This window comes from Paenibacillus sp. FSL R7-0652, assembly GCF_038595045.1.
GTDB lineage: Bacteria > Bacillota > Bacilli > Paenibacillales > Paenibacillaceae > Paenibacillus.
In genome coordinates this window covers 1,785,265-1,808,912 of the sequence record NZ_CP152001.1, presented here as the reverse complement: position 1 = coordinate 1,808,912, position 23,648 = coordinate 1,785,265, and the positions used below count along the sequence as shown (strand labels likewise).

The 23,648-nt window shown below is 47.1% G+C and carries 32 protein-coding genes; 2 read left to right on the top strand and 30 right to left on the bottom strand.

Annotation, left to right across the window (positions count from 1 at the left end; genetic code table 11):
- Positions 1–186 precede the first annotated feature (186 nt).
- Positions 187–1,227 carry a LacI family DNA-binding transcriptional regulator gene (locus MKY97_RS08320; RefSeq protein ID WP_342554987.1) on the top strand — a complete coding sequence of 347 codons (1,041 nt, stop codon included), beginning with the start codon at positions 187–189 and terminating at the stop codon, positions 1,225–1,227.
- 96 nt (positions 1,228–1,323) lie between these two features.
- On the opposite strand, the gene MKY97_RS08315 is transcribed toward MKY97_RS08320, so the two are convergent.
- The 13 genes from MKY97_RS08315 to MKY97_RS08255 all read right to left on the bottom strand — a co-directional run bounded on the left by MKY97_RS08315 (position 1,324) and on the right by MKY97_RS08255 (position 10,831).
- A complete protein-coding gene (locus tag MKY97_RS08315; protein WP_342554986.1) occupies positions 1,324–2,502 on the bottom strand; it encodes a DUF4272 domain-containing protein in 1,179 nt (392 codons plus the stop codon).
- A gap of 90 nt (positions 2,503–2,592) precedes the next feature.
- On the bottom strand, positions 2,593–3,813 hold the full coding sequence (locus MKY97_RS08310; RefSeq protein ID WP_342554985.1) for an RtcB family protein: 1,221 nt from the start codon (positions 3,811–3,813) through the stop codon (positions 2,593–2,595).
- A 244-nt stretch (positions 3,814–4,057) separates the two neighbouring features.
- The gene (locus MKY97_RS08305) at positions 4,058–4,516 is read right to left on the bottom strand and encodes a GNAT family N-acetyltransferase (protein WP_342554984.1); all 459 of its coding nucleotides are present in this window, start codon (positions 4,514–4,516) and stop codon (positions 4,058–4,060) included.
- Complete coding sequence (locus tag MKY97_RS08300) at positions 4,513–4,965, bottom strand: GNAT family N-acetyltransferase (RefSeq protein WP_342554983.1); 453 nt, start codon at positions 4,963–4,965, stop codon at positions 4,513–4,515. The genes MKY97_RS08305 and MKY97_RS08300 overlap by 4 nt, the downstream gene beginning before the upstream one ends.
- Positions 4,966–4,998: 33 nt before the next feature.
- The gene (gene pgsA, locus MKY97_RS08295; protein ID WP_342554982.1) at positions 4,999–5,529 is read right to left on the bottom strand and encodes a CDP-diacylglycerol--glycerol-3-phosphate 3-phosphatidyltransferase; all 531 of its coding nucleotides are present in this window, start codon (positions 5,527–5,529) and stop codon (positions 4,999–5,001) included.
- Positions 5,526–6,254, bottom strand: a complete 729-nt coding sequence (locus MKY97_RS08290) for an SDR family NAD(P)-dependent oxidoreductase (protein ID WP_342554981.1) — start codon at positions 6,252–6,254, stop codon at positions 5,526–5,528. The genes pgsA and MKY97_RS08290 overlap by 4 nt, the downstream gene beginning before the upstream one ends.
- A gap of 68 nt (positions 6,255–6,322) precedes the next feature.
- A complete protein-coding gene (locus tag MKY97_RS08285) occupies positions 6,323–7,063 on the bottom strand; it encodes a class I SAM-dependent methyltransferase (protein ID WP_342554980.1) in 741 nt (246 codons plus the stop codon).
- Positions 7,064–7,327: 264 nt separating this feature from the next.
- Complete coding sequence (locus MKY97_RS08280) at positions 7,328–7,711, bottom strand: VOC family protein (RefSeq protein ID WP_342554979.1); 384 nt, start codon at positions 7,709–7,711, stop codon at positions 7,328–7,330.
- Between the two features lie 151 nt (positions 7,712–7,862).
- Positions 7,863–8,393 (bottom strand): GNAT family N-acetyltransferase, encoded by a 531-nt coding sequence (locus MKY97_RS08275; RefSeq protein WP_342554978.1) that lies wholly within the window; start codon positions 8,391–8,393, stop codon positions 7,863–7,865.
- A 12-nt stretch (positions 8,394–8,405) separates the two neighbouring features.
- The gene (locus MKY97_RS08270) at positions 8,406–8,930 is read right to left on the bottom strand and encodes a YfiT family bacillithiol transferase (RefSeq protein WP_342554977.1); all 525 of its coding nucleotides are present in this window, start codon (positions 8,928–8,930) and stop codon (positions 8,406–8,408) included.
- 45 nt (positions 8,931–8,975) lie between these two features.
- Entirely contained in the window at positions 8,976–9,530 is a 555-nt protein-coding gene (locus MKY97_RS08265; RefSeq protein ID WP_342554976.1) for a GNAT family N-acetyltransferase, read from the bottom strand.
- Between the two features lie 133 nt (positions 9,531–9,663).
- Positions 9,664–10,140, bottom strand: a complete 477-nt coding sequence (locus MKY97_RS08260) for a hypothetical protein (RefSeq protein WP_342554975.1) — start codon at positions 10,138–10,140, stop codon at positions 9,664–9,666.
- 13 nt (positions 10,141–10,153) lie between these two features.
- On the bottom strand, positions 10,154–10,831 hold the full coding sequence (locus MKY97_RS08255) for a class I SAM-dependent methyltransferase (protein WP_342554974.1): 678 nt from the start codon (positions 10,829–10,831) through the stop codon (positions 10,154–10,156).
- Positions 10,832–10,997: 166 nt separating this feature from the next.
- Between MKY97_RS08255 and MKY97_RS08250 the strand changes: the two genes are divergently transcribed.
- The gene (locus MKY97_RS08250) at positions 10,998–11,771 is read left to right on the top strand and encodes a sporulation protein (protein WP_342554973.1); all 774 of its coding nucleotides are present in this window, start codon (positions 10,998–11,000) and stop codon (positions 11,769–11,771) included.
- Between the two features lie 168 nt (positions 11,772–11,939).
- Here MKY97_RS08250 and MKY97_RS08245 read toward each other — a convergent pair whose 3' ends face one another.
- The 17 genes from MKY97_RS08245 to MKY97_RS08165 all read right to left on the bottom strand — a co-directional run bounded on the left by MKY97_RS08245 (position 11,940) and on the right by MKY97_RS08165 (position 23,642).
- On the bottom strand, positions 11,940–12,218 hold the full coding sequence (locus tag MKY97_RS08245) for a hypothetical protein (protein ID WP_342554972.1): 279 nt from the start codon (positions 12,216–12,218) through the stop codon (positions 11,940–11,942).
- 21 nt (positions 12,219–12,239) lie between these two features.
- The gene (locus MKY97_RS08240; RefSeq protein WP_342554971.1) at positions 12,240–12,806 is read right to left on the bottom strand and encodes a DUF4375 domain-containing protein; all 567 of its coding nucleotides are present in this window, start codon (positions 12,804–12,806) and stop codon (positions 12,240–12,242) included.
- Between the two features lie 245 nt (positions 12,807–13,051).
- On the bottom strand, positions 13,052–13,723 hold the full coding sequence (locus MKY97_RS08235; RefSeq protein WP_342554970.1) for an HAD family hydrolase: 672 nt from the start codon (positions 13,721–13,723) through the stop codon (positions 13,052–13,054).
- 57 nt (positions 13,724–13,780) lie between these two features.
- Positions 13,781–13,954: a YHYH domain-containing protein gene (locus tag MKY97_RS08230; protein WP_342556280.1), complete on the bottom strand. Its 174-nt coding sequence runs from the start codon at positions 13,952–13,954 to the stop codon at positions 13,781–13,783.
- Between the two features lie 104 nt (positions 13,955–14,058).
- Positions 14,059–14,835 carry a Cof-type HAD-IIB family hydrolase gene (locus MKY97_RS08225; protein WP_342554969.1) on the bottom strand — a complete coding sequence of 259 codons (777 nt, stop codon included), beginning with the start codon at positions 14,833–14,835 and terminating at the stop codon, positions 14,059–14,061.
- A gap of 125 nt (positions 14,836–14,960) precedes the next feature.
- Entirely contained in the window at positions 14,961–16,604 is a 1,644-nt protein-coding gene (locus MKY97_RS08220) for a PH domain-containing protein (RefSeq protein WP_342554968.1), read from the bottom strand.
- Positions 16,601–17,131: a PH domain-containing protein gene (locus MKY97_RS08215; protein ID WP_342554967.1), complete on the bottom strand. Its 531-nt coding sequence runs from the start codon at positions 17,129–17,131 to the stop codon at positions 16,601–16,603. The genes MKY97_RS08220 and MKY97_RS08215 overlap by 4 nt, the downstream gene beginning before the upstream one ends.
- Before the next feature lie 120 nt (positions 17,132–17,251).
- On the bottom strand, positions 17,252–17,827 hold the full coding sequence (locus MKY97_RS08210; RefSeq protein ID WP_342554966.1) for a GNAT family N-acetyltransferase: 576 nt from the start codon (positions 17,825–17,827) through the stop codon (positions 17,252–17,254).
- 31 nt (positions 17,828–17,858) lie between these two features.
- On the bottom strand, positions 17,859–18,533 hold the full coding sequence (locus MKY97_RS08205) for a zinc dependent phospholipase C family protein (protein WP_342554965.1): 675 nt from the start codon (positions 18,531–18,533) through the stop codon (positions 17,859–17,861).
- A 49-nt stretch (positions 18,534–18,582) separates the two neighbouring features.
- Positions 18,583–19,371: a hypothetical protein gene (locus MKY97_RS08200; RefSeq protein WP_342554964.1), complete on the bottom strand. Its 789-nt coding sequence runs from the start codon at positions 19,369–19,371 to the stop codon at positions 18,583–18,585.
- 114 nt (positions 19,372–19,485) lie between these two features.
- Entirely contained in the window at positions 19,486–19,938 is a 453-nt protein-coding gene (locus MKY97_RS08195; RefSeq protein ID WP_342554963.1) for an NUDIX hydrolase, read from the bottom strand.
- Between the two features lie 138 nt (positions 19,939–20,076).
- Positions 20,077–20,928 (bottom strand): GNAT family N-acetyltransferase, encoded by an 852-nt coding sequence (locus MKY97_RS08190; RefSeq protein WP_342554962.1) that lies wholly within the window; start codon positions 20,926–20,928, stop codon positions 20,077–20,079.
- 29 nt (positions 20,929–20,957) lie between these two features.
- On the bottom strand, positions 20,958–21,230 hold the full coding sequence (locus tag MKY97_RS08185; RefSeq protein ID WP_342554961.1) for a hypothetical protein: 273 nt from the start codon (positions 21,228–21,230) through the stop codon (positions 20,958–20,960).
- A gap of 115 nt (positions 21,231–21,345) precedes the next feature.
- Positions 21,346–21,990, bottom strand: coding sequence for a Type 1 glutamine amidotransferase-like domain-containing protein (locus MKY97_RS08180; RefSeq protein WP_342554960.1), 645 nt, complete (start codon positions 21,988–21,990; stop codon positions 21,346–21,348).
- Positions 21,987–22,559: a GNAT family N-acetyltransferase gene (locus MKY97_RS08175; RefSeq protein WP_342554959.1), complete on the bottom strand. Its 573-nt coding sequence runs from the start codon at positions 22,557–22,559 to the stop codon at positions 21,987–21,989. Before MKY97_RS08175 ends, MKY97_RS08180 begins: the two co-directional genes overlap by 4 nt.
- 56 nt (positions 22,560–22,615) lie before the next feature.
- Positions 22,616–23,011: a hypothetical protein gene (locus MKY97_RS08170; RefSeq protein ID WP_342554958.1), complete on the bottom strand. Its 396-nt coding sequence runs from the start codon at positions 23,009–23,011 to the stop codon at positions 22,616–22,618.
- Positions 23,012–23,069: 58 nt separating this feature from the next.
- On the bottom strand, positions 23,070–23,642 hold the full coding sequence (locus MKY97_RS08165) for a histidine phosphatase family protein (protein ID WP_342554957.1): 573 nt from the start codon (positions 23,640–23,642) through the stop codon (positions 23,070–23,072).
- Positions 23,643–23,648 lie beyond the last annotated feature (6 nt).

Genomic DNA, 23,648 nt, shown 5'->3' with positions numbered 1-23,648 from the left:
CATGATTCGTCATCATTTGATAGATTTCTTCTATGAAATGCTGCGATATATGACGTATGATGCACACCTGTTTTTCATTAAGCACGAATCGTTATTAGATCAAGAGAAACACTGCATGCTATACTAGAATCTGTTAAAGTCGCTTATACACTATGGATGCGGCAGAATTACGAGTGTAAGGATGGTATGATGAAAACGAAGGTAACAATCCAGGAAATCGCACACTTTACGGGTTTGTCGAAATTCGCAGTTTCCCGTGCCCTGTCGGGAAAATCCGGGGTTAGTGACCAGACGCGGGACATTATTCTTAAAGCCGCTGGCAAACTCGGTTATTTTAAAGATAACAGCATGTTATCCGGAGAACTGCACACTCACGCAGACACACAAGAAGCAAAAGCGGCCAAAAGCAGCGGCACGATCCTGATTTTGTTCCCTAATGTGCGTTATCAGAATCAAGATTCTGTATATTGGGGACCTGTATTTAACGGGATCTCTTCCAAATTAAATCAAAAGGGCATTAACATTCTGACCCTGACCGAGCCATCTGCGGATCAATTGTTTACACTGCTTAATCCGGATGCCATTCGTGGTATCATTACGGTCGGCTCCATCTCGACTCCTATTCTGCTGGAAATCAAACGTTTGGGTATTCCTGTCGTTATGGTTGATCATCTGGATCCGGTTTTTCACAGTGACAGCATTTTCACGGATAACTTTGCATCCATGCGTGAAATCATGCTTTACTTGCTCCGTAAAGGGCACACCTCATTTCAGTTTGTCGGGAATATTAGTGATGCACAAAGCTTCTACGAGCGATGGATCGCATACAATACCGCCTTGGCGGAAAGCGGAATTGATATGCGTCAGATCCCTGAATTAACCAGCAAGGCTTTGGATCAATTCCGCGAAACGTTCACCTCCGTCATTCACCCAGATCATCTACCCGAGGTGTTCGTTTGTGCCAATGATTTCTATGCACTCTATACCATTGAAGCTTTGGAGAGCATGGGGATACGTGTACCTGATCAATGTGCAGTCACCGGATTCGACAATTTATATGATCATATTCCAGTGCTGGCAACCGTCCATGTAAAGAAGGAATTGCTCGGCTCCCGTGCAGTCGATCAGATGTTGTGGAGAATAGCCAATCCCGAGAGCAGCGTGGAGAAAAAGCTCATCCTTGCTGATGTCATTATTCGAGAACAGTTCGGAAGATACGGCGGATAACCATAGTATCTGGACAATATAAATACCCCCACACCGTCTTTCAACGGCTGGGGGTTTACATCTATCTTTTACAACAGCGTGCTTCATCATCTGATTTTACGTATCCGTACGTACCTCGTCCCACGCCTGATCCAGATAACAGGTCAGCCAGTTGAGTGCGCGATGCCGCTCATAAGCCACACCGTGACTAAGTCCCGCAGGCGGCGCCTCCCCCTTGATCCGACTGTTTACACACACCCAATTGTACCGATAGATCAGGTCAGCCTCATCCAAAATTTCGCTTTTGCTGCGCAGTGCGGCATCGGCCAGAAACGCTGCAAAGCTGTCCTTTTGCTGTAAATAACCAACATCCTTACTTACGTTACACAGCTCTGTCGGCGCACCCAATTCCTCCACATATCCCAGTGCCCACAGCATCACATGGTACCCTTCATAGCCCCATGAGAAGCGGATAATTTCCTGCTGGTCAGCTCCATCTTGTGCCAGAAACGCCTTTTCATCGGGAGAAAAAAAGGTGGATGCATCATACTTATCAATCACTTCCTGTACCAGCGCTGCGGTGTCAGCAGTACTTTCACCCGATCCCAAGCACTCCCCTTTCAGCGCAGCCAGGCAGAGAGCAGCCGCACGTTTCGCAACCTCCTCCTTGGTTCGAATCTTCGTATCTTCCTCCCCAGCTCTTGCTGGCAGATTTACGTTATATGGAATCCCAAGTGCCGCCAGCTGCTGCTCTGAACGCGCCTTGCGCTCTACTGCATCGGCAGCAGGAGGACGGGTATCATCCAGAAAACTGGTATGTGCTGTGACCGTATAATCCTCCACCTCCGATTCACCATTCACATCCAGAAGCAGCTGGCCTTGAGCATTCAGGAGGGAGCCGCCTCCCCAGAAAATGACACCATCCAGCGCATCAGCCAATTGTAATAACTCGTTAAAGAACTCTTCCGAGATATCTTCCTCAGTCTCGATGCCAATCACCATGTTCAAGGTGGAGCATTTAATCAGTACCTTTTCCTGAAGCGCAGCATTACGCCCCTCGATCTGGCTTAGAAAGCCAAGCATGCCCCCAATCATCGTGCTGAACTCCTCGGGATGGGTCTGGCTGGTCATGATGTTAAAACCTTTTGTTTTTTTGCTGAACCATTTCTTCTGTGTTACTTGAATGTGCGTCTGATCTTCTCTCCGCTGGATGGAAGCCTCAGGGTAAATGGATTGTATGATTTCATATAACTGATCCAGATCAAACTGGGAGCTGTATATCGCGCAATTTCTCATAGCATATGCCCTCTTCCTTATGTCAAAATTTTGGCTTAAATGACCTTGGGCCTATGATCAACCCTTAATCAACTTGCTGTTAATCCTTGATTAATCCTTGTACGGGTCAAATTCATTGCCACCAGCCATGGCTACACCTACCGGACGCAGCACATGATTGATCTGGAGTGTATTCGCATGTGCATGCAGCACGTCCTGCAGTTTCTTGTATACAAACGGGCTCTCGTCGGTCCCTGCTCCACGAAGCTCTACACCGTAGGCGCGCACAGCCGCCTGCATCTGTTCTTCACTAATCTCGCCGCCCATACGCGTGCGAAGTTTGTAGTTCATTTTACCTGCTGCCTGTGTACGGCTCATTACCCGCCCTGCGCCGTGAACCGTGCTGCGGAAGGATTCTGTATTTTCCTCACTCTCGATCCCTTCTACAATCACCGAAATATCGCCCATACTTCCGCCGACAAAACCAAGCTGGCCCGGCGACAGCGGTGTAGCTCCTTTACGAACTACAACGACCTCCTCGCCCATATGCTGCTCTTTCCACGCAAAGTTATGATGGTTATGTACGGCATATTCAGCGCTGGCTCCAAGGATACTCAGCACCTGCTCAATCACGTAATCCCGTCCGGCATAAGCATAACGACCCGCCAGCGTCAGCCCCGCCCAATACATATCACCCATTTCACTGTTCAGGTCAAACAGGGTCGGCGGCTGATCCATCGATTCACCTGGTGCTTTGCCACTGAATTCCCGTCCTGCCGCCAGATTCAGGAAACCACTTGCTACCTTATGCCCGAAGCCGCGGCTGCCAAAATGATTCGCAATCCATACCTTTCCCGTCTTCTCTTCCACGAAAATATCGACAAAATGATTGCCGCTGCCGACGGTTCCGAGTTGATTCCGCGCCAATGTCTTTAACTTCTGCTGCAATCCGCTTTCGATCGTATCAAAGAGCTTCCAGTTCGGATCGTCAAACAGCTCATGCTCCACTGGAGTCGGATTGTTCCGGCCTACGCCGAATGAGATGGCTGCGCTGATATCATCCATAATAACCGCAATCCGGTCACGAATATCATTCCACATCAGATTGGTGCGTACGGCTTTGTTGCCGCAGGCAATATCATACCCGACTCCTGACGGGCTGATCATATTGCGGTAAGCCACCACCCCGCCAATGGGCTGCGAGTATCCTTTGTGATGATCGGCCATCAGAGCCACGCCCAGCACATCCCCATATTTCGAACAAGTTACCGCCTGAGCGACGGCATTCTCCAGCGGTTCCCCCCAGACTTTAATGTTATCCACGATACGCATGTTCTGGTAACCTCCTATGTATTCTTTTCCTAAGTTTAACAAAGATCCGCTCTGCTCGAAACGATACAATTCTATAGGTCCGTTGTGAAAAATTGACCTTGCTGCAAACCAGCATGCGTACTTGTGAATTCATCAAAAAAAGAGAGCCGCAGCTCTCTTTGCCCCATCGCATCTAATCCCGTGTCTATCCCGTGTCCATCTGTATCACTCAACATGTATTCACTCACTGCCAATGGAGCTGTGCTCAACGCCGATTCAAATGCTTTCGGTAACCCTGAACAGGCTCGTCTTTGAAGCCCAGCTTCTCATAAAAAAGGTGCGCTTCCTTACGCTGATCCCCTGACACCAGAATGATGTACGCACACCCCAAATCTCTGGCGATATGTTCGATCTGAAGCATCAGCTTCTGACCAATTCCCTGCCTGCGCACACGATCCGAAACAATGACATTCTCCACGACCATAAACGGCTCGCAAGACCCCATCAGATCCATGCACTCAATCCCCATGACCGACCCAACAAGCTCATCACGATCATAGGCTCCAAGCACATAGTAACGCCCCTGCTTCTCCATATGCCGAAACGTCTTCTGCATCTGCTGCTCATTCTTCTGCCGATCATCGGGTGATGTGCCCATCAATTCATGATACAGCTGGTTTAACCCTGGCAAATCCTTCGATTCAATCGGTTTGATCGTAATCATCGTGATGAATCCGCTCCTTCTGAGGCGGTGAGATCCTTCTTGAAATAATAATGCTGGTGTCCTGTAGGCGCATTGTCAATCACCGTCATAAGCTCATATCCATGTCTTCTATAAAATTCAGGAGCCTGATACGAGAACGTATTCAGCATGATAAAATCACAGTTTTTCTCCCGGGCCAAACGCTCTACTTCCTGAAGCAGCTGCGTCCCGTATCCTTTGTGCCTTTCTTGGGCATCGACCCATAAAATATCCAACTCAACCCAATTCCAGCACAGCGTGCTGAGCACCCCGGCCACAATCTGTCCCGACTCGTTTCGAATGTGAAAATGAAGCTCCTCAAATCGGTCCTTCAACGCTTCGCCCACATGTGCGGCATTGTAGGCACTTAATTGTTGACGGACATATGCAGACTCTTCTGCCGTACTCACTGTTATGTTTGTATTTGACATCTCGTTCTCCTTTAGGCATTCCGATGTATACTTCTATCTTAACAACTTATAATTTACGATAATATAATTCAAACCGGATAACAAAGTAATACCTGCCGCCAGCCACATCAACATCATATCCAATCTGATGCCCGTAAACGCATGAAACAGGACATTATTCAACAGCACAGCCAGAATTGCCGCGACTTGAAGCACCATTTTGATTTTTCCATATCGATCAGCCGCAAGGGCAATCCCCTGTTCTGCAGCTGCCATTCGCAAGGCGGTTATCCCTATCTCACGTGCAATAATGATAACAGCAATCCACGAACTAATCATATTTACCTGAACCATCATAATAAGTGCTGTCCCAATTAGAAGCTTGTCTGCAAGCGGATCGAGCAGTTTACCCAATCTGGTTACCTGATTATATTTTCTGGCAATATACCCATCCAGTTTATCCGTCCCTGCGGCTAGTGCAAAAATAAATACCGCGACCATCAAACCCTGCTGGTTAAGAAAGAAGAACATAAACAGCGGAATTAATGCCATTCTTGCCAAGGTGATCCGATTGGCCAGATTCATTGATTTCCCTCTACTGATGCAGTCTTCTCCTCCAGCAGTTCCAGTAGGGCCTGTGCCGCCTCAACCGGGGATCTTAATTGCCCCGACTCATACACATCCTTGAATACGCTGGATAGTGCAAATTCATCTGCATCCTTCCCTCTCGCCACAGCCTGCAATTCCGTATCTACCATTCCCGGATCAAAAACGATGATCTCCACCGGATTGGGCCGTGAAGCTTGTTCCATCGTTACACACTGTGAGAACATGTTGATTCCTGCCTTCGAAGTACAGTAGGCCGCCATAGAAGGCGCGGGATAATTACCCGAAGCAGAACTTACATTGATTATTTTTCTTCGAGCCGTCATGTGATTGGTATAATGGATAAAAGATGACGTAAGAATCATTGGCGCAGCCAAACTGATATTCAGATGAACGCTAATCTCATCTATAAGGCACTCATCTATCGGTTTCAAAGGTTCAAGCATGGCCGCATTGTTAACAAGCCCGATACACTCCGTCTCGGTAAGCGGAATCTGCTCCAATATGCCCGAGATCAGATCGTCGATGCTGTGAAGGTCTTCCAGATCGAACTGAACATGCGTATATCGCTCATATCTATTCCCCAAGTCCGAACTTCCGCGTGCTATACCGTAGACAACATCCCCTCTTTCCAAACAAAGCTCCGCAAGCTGTCTGCCAATCCCTTTGGACGTACCTGTAATAATAAAATATCTGTTACTCATATGCTTCCCGCCCTTCTGTTCCTTGTTATGCTGCTCTGCTGCAGTGCCCAATAGTTAGCCCGCATGGTCTAAACCAGGATGTGTCCATCCCGTGCCTCCGGTTTCCTCCACAACGCTGCCCACAAAATAGGCAGGCCAAAATAAGCATCATTCTGCCCCATCGCCTTCATTGGACGCAGCTCTACACACTCGAATGTATCCTCCAGTAAATAACGAAGCTTCTCCTCCGTAAAAGCAAGACCGCCCCGCATCGACTTCTCGCGGTAAACTTCCCAATCGTCCATCACATGTTCTGGTCCGCCTTGGTCGCCAAATCCCGGAGCAAAACAGGTCAGACCAAAATAACCTCCAGGCTTCAGCGCTTGATCAATCATGGCTATGTAAGGGATTCGCTGATGCGGCAGCAGATGATGCAGACAGCCCGAATCGTAAACGAGATCATATTCCTGCTCCGGCGTTAGTCCAAACACCGATCGACACTCAAAATGCACATCCAGCTGTTCTTCGGCAGCCCGTTCCTTGGCCCATGCAATCGCAGTCTCTGACAGATCATAAGCCTCCACCTGATATCCCTGACGAGCCAAATACAGCGCATTCCGGCCCGGTCCACATCCCATTTCCAGTGCTCTGCCTCCTCTTAGCAGACCCTTTTCCATACCAGCAACGAGATTTTCATCAGGCTTGTTAGGAAAGAAGGGAATGGGTCTGTCCCGATTTTCATAGAAAGGCTCCCAAAAATGTTTGGCTGATCTGAAATCCGCATCGAGCATATCATAGAGATCCTGAACACTTTTTATCGTTTTTTCCAAAGGCCGAATCCTCCCGTTTCATCGCTATAGATGAATGTTTTTGACTGTCGTTTTTTAAGCCACTTTTCAAATCATCCAGCTTATTCAAGCTTACTCTATTATAACATTTTTACCCATTCATTCTCTATTTTTCATATGTATTTCCGCAAGGTTTTTATCCATTTCCCATAGAAAAAGCGGACGACATTTCATGTCGCCCGCTTGAGTCACAGCCGTAATATTACTGCTGCATAATTGAACCAATATTTATTTTCAGGCCTGCATTCAGGCCCTGCGTTCCATCACGGCAAAGTAGTTCTTCTCATTGTCTGCAAAGTTAAAAACACGGCCTGTTGGCATCTCTACGATCTCTCCAACCGTTACATGTTTAGCAGCCAAATCGGCATATAACCGATCGAGGTCATCTGTGAAAAACATTAGCGAAGGTGTGCCCAGATTTACCCCCTGTGACATCCGTGCCACAACCTCTTTATCATGCAAAATGATACTTGTCTGTGAATCTTTCGCAGGTGCGATCTCAATCCACCGCATGCCTTCATCCAGGATGACCTCATCGACGATATGAAATCCAGCCACTTCCGTCCAGAAAGCCAGTGATTCATCCTGGTTATTGACGTACAGCATAATCTGGCCTACTCTGCTAAACATGCTTTCACCACTCCTCTAATCAAGTCATCTCCGCATACATCTATTGTAGATTGCCACAGATTCCTGTTGAGTATAACACGCAGCCGCTGCTGCAGGACAAACATTTATTTTAGAGAAGTTGAATCGAACTATTATCCCTGCGTACCGTACTTTAAAGCTTGATGTTCTGCGCCTGCCCCAGCTTTTTGGTCAAATACAGGACAACATCATCGTCGATCACCGTCTCTTCACCCGGCTGAAGGTAATGATCGCTCTTGTAAACGCCCCGCCCGTCTGGAATATATCCACGTAGAGCATATAAAACTTGAGCATTTCCATAATCCGCATATATACCTACGCCAAGACCTGCCGTATCCGAGCGTTCCATCGCGACTGTCTCTGCATGATCCATCAGTCTGGAACCAATCCCCCGTCGCCGGAACTTCATCAGCACATTAAAGTCACTGATCTCGGGAATACCTTGTTCTTGAAACGAAGGGTAGTCCGATGTCCAGATCACATTGACGTAACCGGCAAACTGCCCGTCCAGTTCGGCAATCAAGGTTATGCGCGCTCCCTGCTGCTGTTCTTCCCAATAACGTTCATATAGTTCTGACGGTTTGTACCACCCCTGCTCCTGAAACGCCTGTGAGATGACCTGCGCGTCCTGCTTGTCCAAATGGCGAATATGTATCGTGTTCATAGTGTTCTCCTCTCAAATACCCAGTCGATTTCGAAGCGACATGATCTGCGCTGTATGATGCTGCCCGTGCCAGGCATACAGTCCCAAACAATGATCCAGTCTCATCGTTTCCTTCGAAGCAGGGTGATAGAACCGTCTGGCGTAATCACCATCCGATAAGGTGTGCAGCAGCGCCGTCCAGCGATGGTGCAGCGCGTCCAGCAGCTGCAGTGACACCTCGATATCCAGCGCTCTGGAGTCACTCAGCTCTGCCCAGCGTTCTTCGTAATAAGGCCGAATCTCAGGCGTATCCTCCGTCAGGGCAAGCTTAAAGCGAATGACACTGTTCATATGACTGTCTGCCATGTGGTGAATAACCTGCTGCAGCATCCATCCGCCTTCCCGGTATGGCAGGCGTAACTGCTCTTCACTCAGACCTTGAACTGCTTCCCTCGCTTGAGTCGGCAGTTCGGCAATATCCTGAATCCACTGCTTCCTGTGAGCCTGTGTCACCTCACCTGTATGTGCAAACTGTCCAATTGGATATCTCAAGTCCACTGCAAGCCCCCCTTTATAATCTCAGCATCGTGACCCGTTTGCATTTTATGCTGACGAGCACACTCCATACTCCATAAGCCAGCAATCTCTCATCTGCCCTTCGTGCAGCTCATGCTGCGGCAGTCGTTTAACTCGTCTGAAGCCGCACTTCTCATAACAGGCTAACGCACGTTCGTTCCAGGCTTGAGGGTCCATGACGATTTTCCGGGCGTGCCTCTCATAGGTTAAGTACGATTTCATGGACTGGACTAATTGTGTACCTATGCCTCTATTCCAGCAATCCGTCTCACCAATAAACTGATCGGTTCCATAGATGATTTCATCGCTGTCTGTGTAACCGTATGCAGCTCGTTCCTCCGGCTCCAGTTCATAGAATTGAATGTATCCGATCGGTCGTCCGCCATACTCCACGATACACCGCGAAGCTTCATCTTCCTGATGATAAAAATGTGCTCTTACCTGCTCCAGATCATGCGGCTGATCCCGTCCTTCGTAGTACTGCAGTACCTCCGGGTCAGACAACCATCTAACCAGGATTAACTCATCCTCCGGCTCCAGCAAACGAACTGTGATTTCTTCCGTCTGATATACGTTCTTCACCTCGTTCCCTCCTTCACGATATCCAGCTTCTGACCCGCTGCCCAGCTCAAATTTTTAACTGATAATTGTCTAACAAAATCAGCCATACTTCTACTATCCTCTGATATTAAGTCCACTCCAACCGTGTTTGACATCATCTTTTTTGCGTATTCTGTACTCCTGGCTGTTTATCAATACTCCTGCGCAGTATATCCTCTTGAGTTAAAGACTTGGTCAACTGATCTAACTCGGGAGAGGCTATCCAATCGCTGTAGGTTTCAGGTCCATGCTTGATCGTATGAATTACACTATGAGCTGACATATATATATTATGTTTAGTACCTGGCTCAACAACGACAAGCTCTCCTTCCTTCATGATCTCGATAGTCGGTAACTGCTTTTCTCCTAAACTGGCATAAGCAATCCATCCGCTTTGGACTACATAGAACTCTGTTACGTTGACATGCACATGGCTATTCTGCCAACCGCCATGAGATGATGCTGCTGTTCTGCAATAATAACTACCATCAGATGCTGTCATTTTTACTTTTGTATCACCATTGTCCATTTGTTCGATACTGGTTGTTATCTTCTCATCATTAAGGTCGATGGTATCATTTCTTCCATTCATCCTCTGAACCCCTTTACACTTTTACAGCTCTCCAGATAAATTTATGTTCTTGAACCGTTATTTTTCCGCCCAAAGTATGTTCTTTTGTTTTGGCCTGCAGCAGTTCGCGGTATTCAGGCTGTGTGTAGTCCGGGCTGCCCGGAATATCCGCAAGGAAGAGCGCAAACTCGGTCTCGTCAGGAAAAACCATGCATGCGTCGCGATACTCTTCAATCTCAATTTGCTCGTATCGGTTGCGCTCCAGTCGCTCCCGAACTTTGGTAACATCCGTATGAATCCCAAACAGTACGCCTCCCGGAGGAAGAAGTCTGCCGTACTCAATAATGGATGTGGGACCTCTTCGATTGTAGATCAAGTCAAACTGCTCATCCTGAAAAGGGAGTTCTTCTTTCGTCGCTGCACAGACGAAATTTACATTTTGTACTGTACTGGATTCGAGCCCCTGCTGCGCAATCCGGATCATCTCTTTGGAATTATCGAATCCAATAATATGAGAAGCGTATGCTGCCATTTTAAGCGTAAAATCACCATGACCACACCCAGCATCCATCACGGATGTATAAGCAGGAAGCATGCGGATCAACCGTTCTTCGAAGATCTCCTCCGCTGACTTCCCTTCCCATATATACCGCGCCCGACCTCTATATCCCCCATTGCGGCGTGCGATCATATCGTACCACTCCATGCTCATAGACATCCTCCTGACTGCTATTTTTATCTTCCGTATCAATATTCGACAAAATCCTGCTGTTCCCCCTTTTTTTTCAAAAATTGAAACGCATGGATTCCAACGTCCGTATTATGCTCGAAGTCGTTTCTCTTTTAATTAAAATCCATGGAATTCGGGGGTCACTAACATGTCATTTTTCAAGAAAATGTTAGCCAGTGTTGGTGTAGGTGCAGCGAAGGTAAATACGGAATTACATACGACAGAAGTCATGCCAGGTGGAACTCTTTCAGGAATGGTTTATATCGAGGGCGGAGATGTAGAGCAGCAGGTTGATCGGATCTATCTGCTGCTTAAAACGCATTACATTCGGGAGAGTAACGACCGCAAAGTGCAGGAGACGGCTGTTGTTGCCAAATATGTGCTGACGGATGGATTCGTCTTACAGCCTGGTGCCAAGCTGGAGAAAAGCTTTCAATTCGATCTGCCGCATAATCTGCCGATTACACTTCGCCGTGCGGAAGTCTGGGTTGAGACAGGGCTGGATATCTCCAGCGCAGTGGATCCTTCAGATCGGGACCGTTTACATGTCGTGCCTTCCAGAGAGATGAAAATCGTGCTGGATGCCATCGATTTGCTGGGCTTCAAGCTTCGTGAAGTGACTAATGACTATGCACCAAGGCTTGGAGGTAATCTGCCATTTGTACAGGAGTTTGAATTTGTGCCGACCAGCAAGTTCCGCGGATATCTGGACGAACTCGAAGTTCTCTTTTATCCCATGGGAGATTCCCTGGAGCTGCTGCTGCAGATCGACCGCCGTGCACGCGGACTTGGCGGAATGCTGTCTGAAGCCATGGGTACGGACGAAACCTATGTGCGCCTGCAGCTGCACGAGAGACATCTGGAGCGCGGTGTACGCTCTGTGGCGCAGGGTCTGGAAGAAGTTATTTCAGAGCATATTTAATAGAGGACTTAATACCAGTCTCTACTCATTACGTACTCAGAACTCATACACGTGGACCTGCGCGGATTAAGCAATACCCATAAAGAAACCCTTGTCAGCCGGATCTGATGACAAGGGTTTACTTTATTCGTATTCATAGTGCAGCAGTATTTATCGTCGCCATGAGAATCACTTTCTTTTCCCGATAAAATAAGAACGAATGACGTAGTATCCCGCAGTAAACAGCATGATCATGCCAATCCCTACAACAATCGTAGAACCACCGGCACTTGTCACACTTCCAAACTCTACTTTCGATGGTGCGCCAGAGGTATGCAGCTGCTGCAGCTCAGGAACATGCTTCATGGTTAGAAACATCCCCTCCACAACGTTCCAGCCCACCAGGATCAGTAAGAAAACAAGGGCAACAATCAGCGACTCCATCCCTACACGTTTGTTCATACGCATTCATTCTCCTCCTCAGCTTGTCTACGATAACAAATGCTCCAGCTGCTGCTTCAGTTGAGCTTTATGCTCATCTGCATATTGATACAGCAGGTCGAAACTTTCTTCATTGTCCGTTTGAAAACTAAGAGAATCCGCTTCCCGCTCCACCTGCTGCAGCACTTCATGAATCTGAGGTCCATGTGTCTGCAAGCTTGTCGTGATGTCATGTTCGGACAGGCGCTCCACATGCTCTCTTAATTGTCCTACGGTAACACCCTGATCTGACAGCAGCTGACCCACTTTTTGCAGAATCGCCGCATCCGCATTATCACCAATCCGTACCAATGCTTCAATCGTTTCGTCCATATATTGTCCGCTGGCATTTTCCAGAAATCCGGTCATTCCATTCATCGACAGCTCGGTATCCAGGTCAATAATCAGTATAATATCCCGTAATACTGCGGGCAGCTCGGTGACTCGTTCCCGAATGGAAGCAAATTCAGCACGGTACATATCCATTGCGATACTGCCCACAATCTCTTCACCAGACATTCCGTCTATGTGTGCTGGCGGCAGCAGCTCTGCCAGTTCTTTCTGTAACTTGTTCATTTCACTTGTCCTCCTGTATCTCTCTGTCCCAACCTATGCCGACACGCCCTCCTATCATAACAGAATAAGCTGTATAAGCTGAAATGCATTGGTATAGAAAGACGAAAAGATCACATCATTACAGAGCAGTTCTAACAACACCTTGAGGGATCCGATTTGCTGCCATCCTGTTCAGGCTATCCCGTTAGTAATTATGGATTATACTGTTTTTCTCGTTGGAAGCTTTCCTGTCTGAACAAGGGTTTCTATAATATATCTCTTAATTCACGGAGCTCCTGAATGGTATGTATCGGTGCTGCCTCAATCCCCTCGGGCCAAGGCTGATTTACCTTGATCCAGATCGTACTCATACCCGCCTTCGCAGCCCCCTGTATATCGTTCACTGGGTGATCACCAATGTAGAGGCACTGCTTAGGCTCCAGCCCAAAATAATCGAGAGCCATCTGAAATATGCGTGAATCTGGCTTTTTCACACCTGCTTCTTCCGATACAATGATATGATCGTAGTCCTCCCGAATCCCGAGCTGATCTATTTTCCCATGCTGGATATCCGTCTGACCATTCGTGATTAAACCGATTGAATATTTGCCTTTCAGATACTGGACTACTTCCCGCGCCTCGTCCATCAGCACCGAATTCAGTACATATTCCCTGCTGTAAAACGTCATGAGTTCCTCATGCGGCGGCTTCTCGTTCCAAGGCAATTCCTGCAGCAGTTCGTTGAACAGCATTGTTTTATACTTGTATCCATCTTCATCAAGCTCAATGATCCGCTGCTGTATATGTTCAGTAGACTCCAGGTGTCCAAAATACGTATCGATCAGACTTTGGGTAAAACCTTCAAACGTTTTGGTCCGATTCAAAATGGTATTGTCCAAGTCAAAAATGACTGCTTTAATATGATCCATATGACTCATGCTGATTGTCCCCCAATTCTGCAGTTCCCACCTTCTAATGGATATGAATGTTCAACGTTATTTTTTCTTTTTATGATAATGATAACCGGTGCAGAGACCTTTTTTAATCGATTTGGCGGAGCACTTGTGCCCGCCGCTCTTATCCAGACGACCAGGATGGGCATACGCTGCGGATGAAACACCAACGAGCATAATCAGAGACAGCAAAATAATAAAACCTTTTTTCTTCATACCATTCACCCTTCTTTCCCCCTATGCTTTAGGGTTTGTCACTACAACTCATTTTACATAAAACGCCACAATCTGGATATCCTTTATTTCCAACTTATGTCCCTTTATATAAGCTTAAAGTGCTTTAATGCATGACTTACCCCGTCTTCACTTGCTTTCAGCGTAACATAGTCCGCACATTGCTTGACTCGCTCACTTCCGTTCCCCATAGCAACACCGACTCCTGCATACGTCAAAAGGTCAATATCATTCTCTCCGTCACCAAAGGCCATCGTATCCTCTCTGCGGATTTGGAGATATGTCAGGACTGTCTGTGCTGCTGCAGATTTACTCACTTCACCTGCTTCAAGTACATTGCATACATAGGGATGGAATCTTACCAACCGCAAGGAAGGAAATTGTTCTTTATACCTGTCTGTTTCGGCTTCATTGGCGTAAAGGCACATACAGTATATATCTTCACCCAGCGTCATCGTCTGCTGCGGGTACTCCATTAACCCAAGTGTCTCCCGCAGGGCCTCCGTCACACGGTGATCGGTTCTACATGCTCCATTCATGCCAAAAGCTTCGGTAAAATAGGAAACCGCATGGCCCTGGGAGGCAGCGAAATCGCTAAACGCTCGGAGCGTCGATGGAGACAGAATGGATGAATGGATCTTCTCGCCTTTACAGGTTATAAGAGCCCCATTAGCCGAAATAATAGTTTCAATATCGAGATGACTGAACTCTTCACACAGCTGATGCGGTCTGCCCGTGACAAGAATACTATGAATTCCTTTTCGAGCCAGTTCGCGTATGCATGATTCCGTACCCCGGGAGAGGCTTCGATCTTTTTCACTGAGCAGCGTACCGTCCACATCAAAAAATACAGCTTTAATCACAACACACAACCTCCTTGGCTGCGAATCATTGGTTGGTCAAAATAAAGAATAAGCGAGCAAAGATAAACCTATGTCATTCGGCCTGTCTTCACTCGCTTTCGTTGTCTGCATCTATTGCCGATCATCTACCGGGTCTGCACCTCTCTGGAGCGTCCCATGTACCACATCTGGAACTCACCTGCAGCACTATCCGGGATATCATGAACGTGATGATGCATGACGGGTTTGGCACGGTTTACCGTATGGATCGAAGCCAGCCCGAGCCTGCGCTGCAGGGGGTGACGTGTAATTTTCACTTCGATAACCTTCTCCCGTTTGGATACAAAGAGTGTGGACGTCAGTGCACCTGAGCGAATCTGAATGAATTGATCGTTCAATCCATATCGCGTATGATAAAAATCGATTACTCGGTATGCAGCAATGCACACGAACAGTAACAGTGAGATGATCCACCAAGCCTGTGAAATCCCGAAGAGAACCGGTTTGAAATAGGCCAGGCCACCAGCAGCGATGATCCAAAACCAACTTGGTTTAAGCAGACGCAGTCCTAAGGCTGCACGCGGCAGTTTTGCCATCTCCTCTTTAACATGATACGAAGGCAGCATCTCCTCAATAATCCGATGGGCTTCTTTTACGGGAAGAAACGGGTACAGTGAATTCATCTCCTGCCCGGATTCACCTAAGCTGCCTGCTGTCGTAAGTTCTACCTCGGCCAGGCCCAGCATTCTTTTCATCGGGGACTGCGTAATTTTCACGGCCTGTACACGATCTTTCTGGATCGAAAAAGACGTTTTCTCCAGCATCCCCTTGGTAATATAAATCCGTATGTCATCGGATGTAATCTGGAAATCTCCATATTTTACGAAGGTCCGTACAATGCCAAGCCCAATAGAGATGAGGATCAGGAACAAAATAATCAGGCTGGTTACCCACCACGATTCAAGCCAGGACAAGACCAGGCTTTCCGTTACTGTTTCGTCCGGGAAAAAATCCTTCACTGTTGAATACAATGAACCCAGGATCGGAATCAGCACGAGAAAGCTGAGCGAAGTAAACGAAGCTTTGAGCACATCCTTGCGGGTAGAACGGTAGTGAATAACCCGTTGGTCTGCTGCAGCGGATCGTGGGAACATCTCCGCATCTTCAGAGTGACCTGTATCGTGCACTTCATGTGCAGCCTGATTCATGCTGTTCACTGTTTCATTGACATCCTCATTTTCCCTGCCATCCGCTGCTTCCTTACCGATAAATTCCGCATTGGATTGCTCCTCTTTCTTGGCATCCTGTTCATCCACTTCCACCGCAGCCTGCCCCTGTACTTCTGATCTATAACCCGCCACCAGCTTCTCAAGCTGCTCCGCTTCGGAGAGGGAAACCACCTGCAGTTGGAACGTCGCATCCTCACCCTTGATGCCTGTTTCGAAGCGTATGGAGGTTACACCGAACAAACGATGAAAGAAGCTGGTATGGCGGCTCACATTTTGCACCTTCGTATACGGGATTGTTCTGCGAGTGCGGCTGAATGCTCCTGTGTAGATATGAAATGACTGCTGATCCGCGGAGTAACGTGTGGTCAACCATTTCCAGACAATGGACACCAGCGCGATAGAAATACCGATATAAAAAATGTACCTTGCATAGAAAACCCATGTTGATTCTGAACCTGCTCGAAAAACGAATAAAAACAAAATAAAAGCAAATGTACTTTTGACCAAATTGCCCAGGCTCCACAACAAACTGAGTGCATGATGCCGTTTCAATTCCGTCATTCATCCACCTCATTAATCCGGGCATATGCCGCGATCTGATTCCGCAGTGCGAACGCCACTTCCTCCGGCAAAGCAGGTATATCATGCGACGAACCCATCGTGCCGATCGAAACGGAATACAGCCCATATTTTCTCATCAGCGGTCCCTGATTCGTCGTAACCGACTGCACTTTGGCCATGGGAATCACCTGATGGACCTTGTTCAGCGCACCATGCTTCAGCTGCAAAAACTCTGCGCTCACGCCATAGTACCAATGCCGATACAGCCATACAGGCTGCATAAAAATATCCCACACCGCATAACCAAGGGATATCGCCGCCACTCCCCACAAAATCCAGCCAATCCAGGGCCTCCAATCATATACCGAATCCAGAATAAGCAGCACAGCCAGCACGATAAAACCGATGAGGTTGGTTATAACAGCACTGACTCTCCACAGACTCACCGCGTGAGGGGAAAGCTTCTGCTGCGGTGTGCTCCATTCCTCTGTTCCAGATGTTTCTATTGTTTCTGCTGTTCCTGTCATCCTATTATCCATCTCCTTCCCTTCTCTCTCTGTCTATACACTGTACGATCATACGTGTGTAATCGATGCAGCTGGATAAGCGAAATTAAAAAAAGATGACACCTGTCCCTGTACAGGCGGTCATCTTTCGGTTCTGTTCATTTGAACTGCAAAATCCTGCACCGCACACAACCACACCATATTTTCACTGCCTTCGCCCCAGTAATCCTTCACCACGGCATACGGCTCTCCAAACTTCCGGCGCCACTTCTGCTGTGCAATGCGATAACCGCTGTCCAGACAAAATTGTTTGATGCCCCGCTCCTGCAGTTGTGTAACCAGAGCTGTAACGAGCGCAGAAGCAATTCCCTGCCCGTGCAGTTCAGGTAAAACATACAATGCTCCCAGCTCACCAACCTGGTCCAAACGATGATTTGTGCAATCTTGAATGACTTTACTGCAGGGGCCATATGAGATGGTACCCACGACTTTATTTTCTTTCTTGGCTGCGAGAAAGATCGGAGCCGTCGGTGCACCGAGAACAGATCCATGCTGCAAATAAGCTTGTGCCACAGCTTTCTTCAGCTCGATCTCATGCTGTATTTCCTCCAGAAGTGATCCGATTCCTTCCTGACTGTACGCCGCCGGAATGGTCGTCTCAAAAACATGGTATGCTCCATCCACATCTGCTGCCGTCAGTGTTCCGATTGTTATCAACTTGTCTACATCTCCATTTATTAGCTTGTAATTAACTGCCCGTCTGTCTGTTCCATTCACCTAATAAATCGATTAAGCGCCGGACCGTTCTGGCAGCAAAGGCTTGTACGATCTCTTCTGTAATGTAACACGGTACAATTCCAGGCTCTTTCCCATGCAGCAAAGTAAACGTTCGATCCCGCCAGCGTTCAATTTCATTTGCTGTCAAACGATCGGTCATGTCATAACCTGACGTGCCGTTTAGCGCCGACCATACCTCTTTGCTCCAGCCTGCGTTTTGATAGAGATTAACATCAATCTGATCCGTCTCTTGATAATATAAACAGGAGACTTCTTCCTTCGTTCGAACGATCCCCTCTCGCTGGTCATCCTCTCGAACTTGCTCCACGAACTGTGGATGTACACTTCGAAACCAGTAATAATCCGTCATCACATGCATGAAATATCCAATGACAAACGAATGCCATCCTTCATCCGAACCCTCACTTCTATAACCGCTGTATAGTTTCTGAAGACGTCCAGAATAATTATTCTCTTGTTCAGGGTAAAAATGAGTGTGCTGCTTGTCTTCTCTCGTTGTTCCCTCACGCATGTGAATGGAATCCGGGGCGATACTCCCGAGATAAAATGCTCCCCGATCCAGCGGCTCAGGCAGAGCATCAGCCAATGGATAAGCTATGCTGAGATGTACCATAGGCAGAGGCATAAACCATTCTCTCCTTTTTATACAAGAAGTGCACACAATCCATCGTTGATCAGCTGACGAAACCTGCCGCTCTCTCCATCTGCATTCGGTCAAACAACTGTTCCAAGTCCGTATGATATGCAGGGTGTTCCTTCACAAGCAAACGAATATATTGTGATCCGCATTCGTAAAATACGAGTCGGTTAAACGGCGCTGTATCGCCGTAATGATTAGGTTGTAGACCATATTTGGCCCGAATCAGATTCTCGACATACCTTGCAAACCCTTCGTTCCATTCCAGCCAGCTCCAATATTCAGCTTGTTCTTCCGTCAAAGATTCAAACAGTTCCTTGCGTGCAGCCTGAATCTGCTGGAGATTCTCACTTTTCAATGCGGATAAAAGAGAATCAATCCGCTTCGCGACACGCTCATCCTCGTACGGGAAATCATAATCGATCTCCCAGGTTACCCGTTTCAATTGAGTCATTTTATGTTTAATCTGCAGACGGTCCACGATCCGCTCCTTATATTTCCCATAGACAGAGCAGTGCACGTACTCGTGAAATAGAAAGACTTTCTGCTCTAGATTTTGGAAAACGGAAGCCGTGACGATCGCGCACATCCGATGGTTTATATGATGTACAGGCATCGCGCCAAGACAATCTTCTGGAATGTACAGGTCATCCGGCACAGTTTTGACCCACTCATACTGCCGGGTTCTGGATGAATAATCATAGATATGTAACAACGTTTCGTCCGCTACGACAACAGGATGATGCTCTGCAAAAAAAGGATGCAGGCTGACCAAGTCTCTCTGAAGCTCGTTTAACTCGTTGATCTGCTGCAAAAATGTATCCATTGTCTGACCCTCTCTCTTTGCAAATGATACATTCATCATACTAAAATAGCAGCCGTAAATCACTGAGAGAAAAATGATAATGTTGTGCGAGTATAGCCGAAAGGAATCTATGAACTAACTCTTGATATATCCTGCTTTCGTCAATACGTATTTGGTAAATGGATTGATATCAGGTATCGGCTGAGTCAAGTCAAAGTATCTGAGCTCTAACCCTTCATCGTCCATCACGGTTGGGCTGCCCGTAATGCCGTCTGCTTCATAGATGGCCATTACGTTATAGACTTCATCTCCATGCGGATACTGATAATACATATCCTGTCCCGAGAAAACGGTAATGAGCTTGTATCCTGCTGCGCGCAATCCGGCTTCTTCATATAATTCACGTGCAGCAGCTTCCTCTAGAGATTCACCCGGCTCAAGGGAACCGCCTATGGTTCCCCAGTCCAGACTGTCTGTTCGTCTCTGGAGCAGCAGATGACCTTGTTTATTAAACACCAATACACATGAACCTGCCATAACTATGGGCCGTGTCCCCACTAGTTTACGTAATTCCAAGATGTATCCCATACTGCTCCTCCTGTGTTCAGACATATATTCATAACATCGATGGTTTCATCTTATTTGGAATGCTTCAAGATACCCTGATCTACCGAATGCTGTACTCTTTCGACTCTAACTCCATCCACAGATTTAACTGCTTACAGACTATGAGATGGTGTACCAATACACCAGATAGTTAAAATCGAGAGACAAACCTATGTTTTGTGCTAAACGGATTGAACCTGTGTTATCAGGTGAGCAGTCCCAATATGGATGGATGCCTGCCTGATTGCACTGCTCCATATACGCTTGAGCCGCCAGCGCAGCATAATTCTGCTTTCGATAACCTTCCAAGGTTTCAATATCAACAGCATGTGTACTTCCCTCAACGAACGCAGAGAGGCATACACTTACGATATCTTCGTCATGAACTACAACACAGCCCAAACCATGTTCTAAAAAAGCATCCACCGTCGTCCAGAAGGAATTGATTTTATCGGTGACAAAGGACAGATGATTCAAGCGGCTATCTTTAAACAATGCTTCGTCTATTCGGATCACCCGTGTTTCACCATCTGCATGCAGCTTCATTCGGGCAGCGGGCTTAGGACCGTCACTCCCTGCGATGCTGTGCATCGGATTTAACATAAACACGTGCTGCACATCACAGTTAATCTCACTCGAACCCGCCATATGTTGGATTACATCTTCCCAGGGATCATCAGCAGCCCCGATCTCTATCGCGGAGATTTGTAAAGCTGCCCATTCGGACCTCACATATGTCTCCATGTATAACCGCAGCTCACGTCGAAAAGCTTCGGACTGCGCATCACCAATGAGTTGGTAACCGGACTGCCCCTGAATCCATAGAAGAGCTGCCTTGATGTCATCAGCATCATCCACATAGATTCGTCCGGGATTTACGCCCGAAGCGACTGCTTTGGCCTCAATATTGCGGCAGTCGTCCGTGAGATGTTTTATTTTGTAAAACTCAGATGAGTTAAGCTCCGTAATCATGTTCTCATTCCTTTTCACACGAGATAGAACTACCTTCTGTTCTGCTCTACTTTCATCTTCAGAATTTTCCACGTCCAAACCCCATACCAAATTCCAGCGGCCGGGAACAGAACTAAGGCGGTCAGTAAATTCACATAAAACTCACCATTCAGCGTGAGACTTTGCCCACTCCATGAGGTCATCACCAAGGTATACAGGAAAGCCAGAGGCAGTCCCCAGCCAAGAACGCCGCGCACCCAAATATGATACCGCTTACCTTGTTTCAATTGTTTCTCCCATTTGATCCGTTTTGACTCTTTCATTGTTGTTTTCTCCTTTAAGCCTGCATTGCCTCATAACCTTTGTCTGAGCATATACTCGGCATAATTCTTTAAGACGGCAGCAGACTTGAATGGTATACATCATTATCATCCTCTTTTAATGCACGGCAGCTGCCCCGCCAAACCGTTCAATTGAATCATCTTCAACAATGACAGCTCCGCCATCCGGACAACCATAAACCTCCGTTTGCTGCAGTTGCGCATATTCCTGAAGAGCGTGCAGTGTTTCTTCCGTACCATCCCAATGGGGTGCAAACTCAAAATGCACAAGTCCGAGCGCCTGCAGATCCGTTAACTGGATATAATTCTCGTCCGCATCTTCACCGTGTCCAGCCAAACGAATGGAAGGTGTCATCAGAATACTGCCTGCGCTGACTCCAATCAGAATACCGCCTTTATCGACATAGGAACGCAGCTGATCCAGCACATTTCGTTTCTGCAGCAAGCTTAGAAAATAAAATGTATTGCCGCCGGACAGATGGATCGCATCATGTTGGAAAAGAGAGTCCAGCATTCCTTCCTCGTACTCCGTATCGAGATCATAGTACTGTACATCTTCAATGCCAAGCTGGCGGTAGTAACGCCGGGTATGTTCGACATAGATCCGCTGCGGGTCGGAACAGGAAGGAATGTAACCGATGGAAGGCTGTTTCGGCTGAAAAAGGCTTCGAATTCTCTCATTCAATCTATCATTTGCATGAAAGTATACGTCACTCAGCAAAACCAGTTTGCGTCTTGTCATTGAGACACAGCCTCCTCATGTTCACTAATAACTTCCTTAAACTCTCTATCCAAAATAGAAAAAAAGTACTGATCTGTCCACTTGTTCTGCCACCATAACTCTTCCTTGAAAATCGCTTCCCTCGTCATGCCCGCATGCTGCATCAAAGCAGTGGAGCGTACATTTTCGGCATTACACATCCCGACAACCTTATGAGCCTTTAACTCATTAAATGCATATTGAAGTAATAACCGGGCCGCCTCGCTTCCGTACCCTTTGCCTGAATATTCGGGCAGTACAGCATATCCCAGTTCCCAGCTTTTGCGAAAGTCAACATAACTCCATATCTGAACAATTCCAATGGGTGTCTCGCTCGAATCATTCAAGCGGCGGATGACAAAATCATACGCATACGGTGTCTCACCTTCAACGGGAAAATGACTGCGGTACTTTTCCTTCACATCATCTTCCTTCGTTTCCACCGTTTCCTCAAAGGCCCACAAGTCTGCATCACATTCCAGTTTGCATATAAAATCCATATCCTGCTCGGTTAAGCTGCTGATTTTAATCTGTTGTCCGATCAACTCCATGTTCGCTAACTCCCTTATCCTTTACGTTACGAGATGAAATTTTTTGAATGCCTTGACTACTGCATCTCTCCATTGATATATCTTCGATGATTGTTGGAAGCATCCTGTATCCATGACTCCAGTTCAACCCGGCTTATGTAAAATTGATCCTGCACTTTAATAAACGGGAACATCTTGCCCTCAAAACGGTGAAACGCATTCAAACTACGCTGCTCAGCCTGAATAATACTCATCACCTGATCTTCTTTCATACCTAGATATACAGCCGTTTCCTGCAGGGTCAGCATGGCTTTCTGACTTAGAATCGACTGCTCTGCACTTAGAGCCGGTACTGTGTTAATCTGATTCTGACCTTTGTCTTGATTCACGAACAGCACACAGCCAATGATAAACGCAGCTCCCAGAACAGCACTGGCTAACAGAATCGAAAATGAAAGTGAAATTGACTTCATATAAGCCTCCTATGGATTTTATCATCAACCGTATGAGTTCAATGGTCTCCACCTACTCTTAAATACTGCGGACGGTGCAGTATCCAGCTTCACCTAGAAAATCATCTCTTGTTAATCCCTGTTCACCTAAAAGCACTCTATAATTCGTAATCGTACCATCATGTGAGACGATAAAGGTATGCCCGTTCTGTTTCCTGCACCAATCCAGAAGCTGTTCTGCTAATCTCGTAAAACGCTGTGCCGCCATCTGATTTATACTTTCTTTCCATTCATTCCGTCCAACATGAAGGACCTGCATCTCTGAATATAAAGTGCCAAGTTCTCTCCTCGTATAGATCTGGTCACATCTTAACGGAGCAAACGTTGGATCCTGAGGAAACATTCTTGGCCCGACCAAAGGACTGATCATCACCCTGCTGTGCTCACTCGTCGTTAACAGCTGTGCCGTTTCAAGCGTTCGTTTGGTCGGACTGACTATGACGGGATCACCCGTTTCCACCTTTATTGTTTTACGTAAGGCTGTAATCTGACGCTTCCCTTGTTCCGTCAGACCCGGGTGCACCCGGTTAAGCTCATTCGGATAATTCAGCAAATGCTCCGCGTGGCCATGACGGATAAATGTAATGTCCATTGACTG

What these genes read in the sequence shown, in the direction of transcription:
- MKY97_RS08185 (WP_342554961.1), bottom strand. Translation starts at nt 21,230, where the DNA reads ATGAAAGAGTCAAAACGGATCAAATGGGAGAAACAATTGAAACAAGGT.
- MKY97_RS08215 (WP_342554967.1), bottom strand. Translation starts at nt 17,131, where the DNA reads ATGACAGGAACAGCAGAAACAATAGAAACATCTGGAACAGAGGAATGG.
- MKY97_RS08220 (WP_342554968.1), bottom strand. Translation starts at nt 16,604, where the DNA reads ATGACGGAATTGAAACGGCATCATGCACTCAGTTTGTTGTGGAGCCTG.
- MKY97_RS08280 (WP_342554979.1), bottom strand. Translation starts at nt 7,711, where the DNA reads ATGTTTAGCAGAGTAGGCCAGATTATGCTGTACGTCAATAACCAGGAT.
- MKY97_RS08315 (WP_342554986.1), bottom strand. Translation starts at nt 2,502, where the DNA reads ATGAGAAATTGCGCGATATACAGCTCCCAGTTTGATCTGGATCAGTTA.
- MKY97_RS08305 (WP_342554984.1), bottom strand. Translation starts at nt 4,516, where the DNA reads ATGATTACGATCAAACCGATTGAATCGAAGGATTTGCCAGGGTTAAAC.
- MKY97_RS08175 (WP_342554959.1), bottom strand. Translation starts at nt 22,559, where the DNA reads ATGGAGTTGATCGGACAACAGATTAAAATCAGCAGCTTAACCGAGCAG.
- MKY97_RS08240 (WP_342554971.1), bottom strand. Translation starts at nt 12,806, where the DNA reads ATGAACAAGTTACAGAAAGAACTGGCAGAGCTGCTGCCGCCAGCACAC.
- MKY97_RS08195 (WP_342554963.1), bottom strand. Translation starts at nt 19,938, where the DNA reads ATGGGATACATCTTGGAATTACGTAAACTAGTGGGGACACGGCCCATA.
- pgsA (WP_342554982.1), bottom strand. Translation starts at nt 5,529, where the DNA reads ATGAATCTGGCCAATCGGATCACCTTGGCAAGAATGGCATTAATTCCG.
- MKY97_RS08320 (WP_342554987.1), top strand. Translation starts at nt 187, where the DNA reads ATGATGAAAACGAAGGTAACAATCCAGGAAATCGCACACTTTACGGGT.
- MKY97_RS08310 (WP_342554985.1), bottom strand. Translation starts at nt 3,813, where the DNA reads ATGCGTATCGTGGATAACATTAAAGTCTGGGGGGAACCGCTGGAGAAT.
- MKY97_RS08300 (WP_342554983.1), bottom strand. Translation starts at nt 4,965, where the DNA reads ATGTCAAATACAAACATAACAGTGAGTACGGCAGAAGAGTCTGCATAT.
- MKY97_RS08245 (WP_342554972.1), bottom strand. Translation starts at nt 12,218, where the DNA reads ATGCGTATGAACAAACGTGTAGGGATGGAGTCGCTGATTGTTGCCCTT.
- MKY97_RS08205 (WP_342554965.1), bottom strand. Translation starts at nt 18,533, where the DNA reads ATGCCTCTGCCTATGGTACATCTCAGCATAGCTTATCCATTGGCTGAT.
- MKY97_RS08235 (WP_342554970.1), bottom strand. Translation starts at nt 13,723, where the DNA reads ATGAGTCATATGGATCATATTAAAGCAGTCATTTTTGACTTGGACAAT.
- MKY97_RS08250 (WP_342554973.1), top strand. Translation starts at nt 10,998, where the DNA reads ATGTCATTTTTCAAGAAAATGTTAGCCAGTGTTGGTGTAGGTGCAGCG.
- MKY97_RS08290 (WP_342554981.1), bottom strand. Translation starts at nt 6,254, where the DNA reads ATGAGTAACAGATATTTTATTATTACAGGTACGTCCAAAGGGATTGGC.
- MKY97_RS08275 (WP_342554978.1), bottom strand. Translation starts at nt 8,393, where the DNA reads ATGAACACGATACATATTCGCCATTTGGACAAGCAGGACGCGCAGGTC.
- MKY97_RS08190 (WP_342554962.1), bottom strand. Translation starts at nt 20,928, where the DNA reads ATGATTACGGAGCTTAACTCATCTGAGTTTTACAAAATAAAACATCTC.
- MKY97_RS08255 (WP_342554974.1), bottom strand. Translation starts at nt 10,831, where the DNA reads ATGAGCATGGAGTGGTACGATATGATCGCACGCCGCAATGGGGGATAT.
- MKY97_RS08165 (WP_342554957.1), bottom strand. Translation starts at nt 23,642, where the DNA reads ATGGACATTACATTTATCCGTCATGGCCACGCGGAGCATTTGCTGAAT.
- MKY97_RS08260 (WP_342554975.1), bottom strand. Translation starts at nt 10,140, where the DNA reads ATGAATGGAAGAAATGATACCATCGACCTTAATGATGAGAAGATAACA.
- MKY97_RS08200 (WP_342554964.1), bottom strand. Translation starts at nt 19,371, where the DNA reads ATGGATACATTTTTGCAGCAGATCAACGAGTTAAACGAGCTTCAGAGA.
- MKY97_RS08230 (WP_342556280.1), bottom strand. Translation starts at nt 13,954, where the DNA reads ATGAAGAAAAAAGGTTTTATTATTTTGCTGTCTCTGATTATGCTCGTT.
- MKY97_RS08180 (WP_342554960.1), bottom strand. Translation starts at nt 21,990, where the DNA reads ATGACAAGACGCAAACTGGTTTTGCTGAGTGACGTATACTTTCATGCA.
- MKY97_RS08170 (WP_342554958.1), bottom strand. Translation starts at nt 23,011, where the DNA reads ATGAAGTCAATTTCACTTTCATTTTCGATTCTGTTAGCCAGTGCTGTT.